The sequence below is a fragment of the Flavobacteriales bacterium genome (genome assembly GCA_013214975.1).
Taxonomy (GTDB): domain Bacteria; phylum Bacteroidota; class Bacteroidia; order DT-38; family DT-38; genus DT-38.
This window is the reverse complement of the sequence record JABSPR010000326.1, coordinates 1-4,708: the sequence shown is the minus strand read 5'-3', so window position 1 is coordinate 4,708 and position 4,708 is coordinate 1. Positions and strand designations below refer to the sequence as shown.

Below are 4,708 nucleotides of genomic sequence, written 5' to 3'. Positions count from 1 at the left end.
ATTATTAGGTTTACCGTGCCTGCAATTCGTTTTACATTCTCTGCTAATTGTTCTGGTTCATCAGGAATAATGAGGTATTCTGAATTTTTTACGCCAAACCCTTCTAACTTCTCTATGATTATTTTACCTGCTTTATCTTCCTTTTTACCCGCAGAAACAGAGTCTGAAGAAACAATTACTGTAGAAGTAATGGGAGGGAGGTTCTTGTCTTTAAAGTCTGTTTTGCCACCTTTTTTATTAAGAAGCTTAGTGCTTAGTATCGAAATATTGGGATCAATTGGTTTAAGTAAATCGTAGATCGTAATGGCCACAACACTTGCTCCATACATTGCTTCTACTTCACAACCTGTTTTGTAGATTGTTTTTACTTCCACTTCAATAAAGATCTGATCTCCCTTAATATCGTAGGTTACCGTAACATCTTCTATTGGTAAGGGGTGGCAGTGTGGTACTACATCACTCGTCTTTTTAACCGCTAAAAATCCAGCCACTTTAGCCATTTCAAAGACATCGCCTTTCGGGATCTCTTTGTTTTGTATCATGCTAACGGTCTCAGGTGTAGCTTGTACAATCGATTGGGCAGTCGCTATTCGAAGTGTGTTAACCTTCCAAGAAATATCTCTCATGACTTAGTGTTTTCGCCCCATTGATGGGAGTTGTCTTCAAAAATTTCCTTCTTCCAAATAGGAGCTTTCTCTTTAATTAATTCTACCATTTCGGCGCAGGCATAAATTGCTTGTTTCCGATGGATGGAGGATACAAACACAAATAGCGAGATCTCTCCAGATTTAACCTTTCCTAGGCTATGGTACACATGCATACATGTAAGGTCGCTGTATTTGTCAAAAATAAATTCTCTAATCTCGTAGAATTCTTTCTCAGCCATGTCATCATATGCTGAATATTCAATAGCTGAGACCGTTTTGCCGTCGATTTGATCTGCCCTTATTTGCCCTAGGAATATAGAATGAGCCCCAATATTGAGTTTGGTGTTGTGATTGCCAATGGAATCGGCAATTTTTTGAGGAGGGATAGGTCCGTCGAACAGTACTTTATGTTTCTTCTTAGCCATATTAGTCTTTATCAAAGGTAATATTAATGCCTTTTCTCTCGACTTAAAAATAAGTCACTTTGTTGGCTTCTTTTTAACAATAATTAAGATAGTGCATTACAGCTAATTTAACCAGTATGTATATTGTATAAGTGTCAGGAATAAATGTAGTTGTTCGTTCATTTGTAAAAATGATCCATATAGTTGATATTCTAGAATCTAGGCTTTGATATCTGTATAGATATTTTGCTTTATTTTACCCTTATCAAATCGCGAAATAATTATCAATGAAATTGCCGTTAATTAGTATAGTTGTTATAGCTTATAACATGGAGCGTGAATTGCCACGAACACTTTATACGCTTTTATCACCTTATCAGATGGGTATTAGAAATCCTGATATTGAAATTATTGTTGTTGACAACGGTTCTGACGAACCAGTTGAGATTCCATCACACTATAATAATGTAAAGCTTCTGCATTGTTCAAATCCAACACAATCACCTGCAAGGGCAATTAACGAAGGTTTAGCTGAGGCAACATCAGATTTTATTGGGTTAATGGTGGATGGTGCTAGAATGTTGAGTCCTCAATTATTACATTTTGCCCTTTTAGCTCAGAAGCTAGCTAAATATCCTGTAGTGTCTACTATCGCTTATCATCTAGGACCGGATCTGCAAAAAAAGAGTATTGCTAAAGGATATAATCAACTAGAAGAGGATAAACTACTAGATAGTGTTCCCTGGAAGGTAAATGGATATCGGTTGTTTGAAATTAGTGCTTTGGCCGGTTCTTCTCAGTTTGGCTGGTTTAGGCTAATTGCAGAGTCCAGTATTTTATTTATGAAAAGGAAAACATGGGTTGATTTAGATGGAGTTGATGAGCGGTTTAAAACGAAGGGTGGTGGCCTAGTAAATTTGGATTTATATGTTCGTACGAAGGAAATGAAGGAGACTCAAGAGGTTTCGCTCTTAGGAGAAGGTACTTTTCATCAAGTCCATGGCGGGATCTCAACGAATCAAGAAAGGGAAGATGCTTCATGGAAAGTATTTCATGATGAGTATGTTGAAATTCGACAAAAACTATTTGAAATGAATGAGAAGAAACCAATTTATTTAGGAAAAGTGAGAGCCGAACACGCCCATATGTTAAAAGTTTCTGCAGATAATATATTGCCATTAAATAAATGAATAAAAAGACGATTGTAGTTGTTTTGGGGATGCACAGGAGTGGTACTAGTTGCTTAACGGGGAGTTTGCAAGAGGCAGGATTGTGTTTGGGTGATGTAGTTACTTCAGCGCCCTTTAATAAAAAAGGAAATCGAGAGAATAAAACGCTTTATCAATTGCATGAAAAAGTATTGAATAGTGCTGGTGGTAGTTGGGATAATCCAGTTGTTATTAAGCAATGGAAAAAAGAACATCAAGATGAATTATCTCTACTGGTACAATCATATAATGAATATGATTTATGGGGTTTTAAAGATCCACGGGCCTTATTTACTATTCAGGGATGGTTAGATTTAGCCGATGAATTTGAATTTTCATTCGTAGCATCTTTTAGACACCCTAGTAAAGTGGCAGCTTCATTAATGCATCGAAATAAGTTTAGTAAAGAAGAGAGCTTTAAACTATGGGAAGTATATAATTTGAGATTACTTTCATTAATGGAAAACCGGAAAATTCACCTCATTAACTTTGACCAAAATAAAGAAGATTATCAAGCTCGTATGGAATATATTCTGCCAATAGTAATGAAAGGACAGAATATTGATTCAAGCTTTTCGTTTTATGAAGACGGTTTGATAAACCAAAATAAAATTGAAGAGTTACCCGTGAAAATCCAAGGCATTTATAATGAATTAGTTATAAGATCAAACCAGTCGTAGAGATGGAAAAAAAAATTGATTTTGTAATTGTCGGTGTTCAACGTGGAGGAACATCGTCGTTGTTTGAAGCTATTTGTAAACACCCTGATGTTGTTAAACCTCAAAGAAAAGAAATTCATTTTTTTGATTTCGACGATAAGTTTAATTGGGATGGAACTCTTGCATCGCTAGATAGCTATGATTATTATCATAGCTTTTTTTCTTTCGACGAGCACAAAATTACTGGAGAGGCAACTCCTGCCTACATTTTTTTTCCAGATTGTTTAGAACGTATTAAAATATATAATCCAAGGGTAAAGGTTATTGTGGTCCTTAGGAATCCTATATGTCGTTTAGTTTCGCATTATAAGATGACTTGTGATTTGGGATTTGAAGATTTAGATATTATTTCTGCAATAAACAAGGAGTCCTCGAGACTTAGTGATCCTGCTATTGGGGAACTAAGAAGATATAGTTATCTATCGAGAGGATTTTATGTAAATCAATTAAAAAATCTCTATTCATGGTTTGACAAAGACCAAGTACTTGTTTTGAAAAGTGAAGACCTTTGGTCGGATAAGAGTACAATCAATAAGGTTTTTAAATTTTTGAATGTTGATCCCATGAAAGAATTTGTATATCCTCGCATAAGTTTGAAAACAAAGGGTGATCCGTTAATGATTTCAAATGATTTGTATGAATATATATATAAATTGTACGAAGAGGAGTTGTTAGAACTACAGAATATGCTAGATTTTAATATAGATGATTGGTTTGTAAATCAGGATTGAATCCCCAATGACTATACCTACAATATTTTTACTAAGTTGGAACAGACCAATATATTTATGGGTTTGTTTAGATAGTATATATCGCCATACAGAACGCCCGTTTAATTTAATTATAGCAGATAATAATTCGGAGGATGCATCTGTAAGGGATATAATTATAGGCTTTCAAAAAAGAGAAGGATTTATTAATGAAGTCCACTTTTGTGATGAGAATTCTCCTTTTCGCTTAAAGTGGTTGATCGAGAAGTATTGGGATGAGATAGATGATTTTTTTGTAATAATTGAAGGAGATATTGAAATACTTCCAAGTGATTCCTGTTGGCTATCTTCGTTTGCTAGTTATTTCGATAGTGATCCAGATTTAGGAATGGTAGGCTCCAAGGTATACCAGAAAGATTTTGTATCTCTCAAAAGGGCAAAGGAGTTATTGCCTGGAAAAAGTCATGAAGATGTATGTAAATTAATAAAACAATACGCGAAATGGAGGTCTCATGGGGATTTTAGTGAAGAATTAATAGATCCTCATAATCCAGCATTAAGGCTTATGGCCTTACGTAAAAATGTATACGAGAAGATAACTTTTGGAAGAGATTTAGAAATGTATCGTCAGATTAAAGAATTAGGTTATTGTTCAGCAATTTCAACAAAGGTCGTTCATCGGCATTTGTCATTATTGAATGTTTACGATCAACCATCGTTTTCTACTCAAGAAAGAGATGCATTTTTTAATCAACAGAATAAATAAAGTCTCCGTTCTTTATATTTTATGACATGAGTTGGATGGTAATTCTTTTTAGAGTAATTATCCCCCAGCAAAAGGAGGGAGGAAGGCGATCTCATCTCCATCTTCGATGGTGAAGTCATCTTTTTTAATTTCTTGATTGTGCGCAACGGCAAAAGTCATTTTTTTTAGTGAAGGATGAATTTCGAATATATGCGCTTTTAGTTCAGCGATGCTTGTCAAATTTTCAAAGGACGCAGTATCTGTTCCTGTAGCTT

At 34.9% G+C, this 4,708-nt stretch carries 7 protein-coding genes; 4 read left to right on the top strand and 3 right to left on the bottom strand.

The genetic code is table 11. The annotated features are described in order from the left end of the window. Window positions 1–626: bifunctional molybdenum cofactor biosynthesis protein MoaC/MoaB (locus tag HRT72_10405; protein NQY68113.1), on the bottom strand; the 626-nt coding region annotated here is incomplete at its 3' end. Then, the gene (locus HRT72_10400; protein ID NQY68112.1) at window positions 623–1,072 is read right to left on the bottom strand and encodes a molybdenum cofactor biosynthesis protein MoaE; all 450 of its coding nucleotides are present in this window, start codon (window positions 1,070–1,072) and stop codon (window positions 623–625) included. The genes HRT72_10405 and HRT72_10400, both read right to left, overlap by 4 nt. A gap of 266 nt (window positions 1,073–1,338) precedes the next feature. Between HRT72_10400 and HRT72_10395 the strand changes: the two genes are divergently transcribed. From HRT72_10395 to HRT72_10380, 4 genes are read left to right on the top strand one after another with little or no spacing between them, the layout of a single operon-like run. Beyond that, complete coding sequence (locus HRT72_10395) at window positions 1,339–2,241, top strand: glycosyltransferase family 2 protein (protein ID NQY68111.1); 903 nt, start codon at window positions 1,339–1,341, stop codon at window positions 2,239–2,241. Beyond that, a complete protein-coding gene (locus tag HRT72_10390; GenBank protein ID NQY68110.1) occupies window positions 2,238–2,939 on the top strand; it encodes a hypothetical protein in 702 nt (233 codons plus the stop codon). Before HRT72_10395 ends, HRT72_10390 begins: the two co-directional genes overlap by 4 nt. A gap of 2 nt (window positions 2,940–2,941) precedes the next feature. Further along, window positions 2,942–3,709 (top strand): sulfotransferase domain-containing protein, encoded by a 768-nt coding sequence (locus HRT72_10385; GenBank protein NQY68109.1) that lies wholly within the window; start codon window positions 2,942–2,944, stop codon window positions 3,707–3,709. Window positions 3,710–3,716: 7 nt separating this feature from the next. Further along, window positions 3,717–4,454: a glycosyltransferase family 2 protein gene (locus HRT72_10380; GenBank protein ID NQY68108.1), complete on the top strand. Its 738-nt coding sequence runs from the start codon at window positions 3,717–3,719 to the stop codon at window positions 4,452–4,454. 57 nt (window positions 4,455–4,511) lie between these two features. Here the strand turns inward: HRT72_10380 and HRT72_10375 are convergent. Continuing rightward, window positions 4,512–4,708, bottom strand: a 197-nt coding sequence (locus HRT72_10375; protein ID NQY68107.1) for a MoaD/ThiS family protein, incomplete at its 5' end; no start/stop codon positions are given.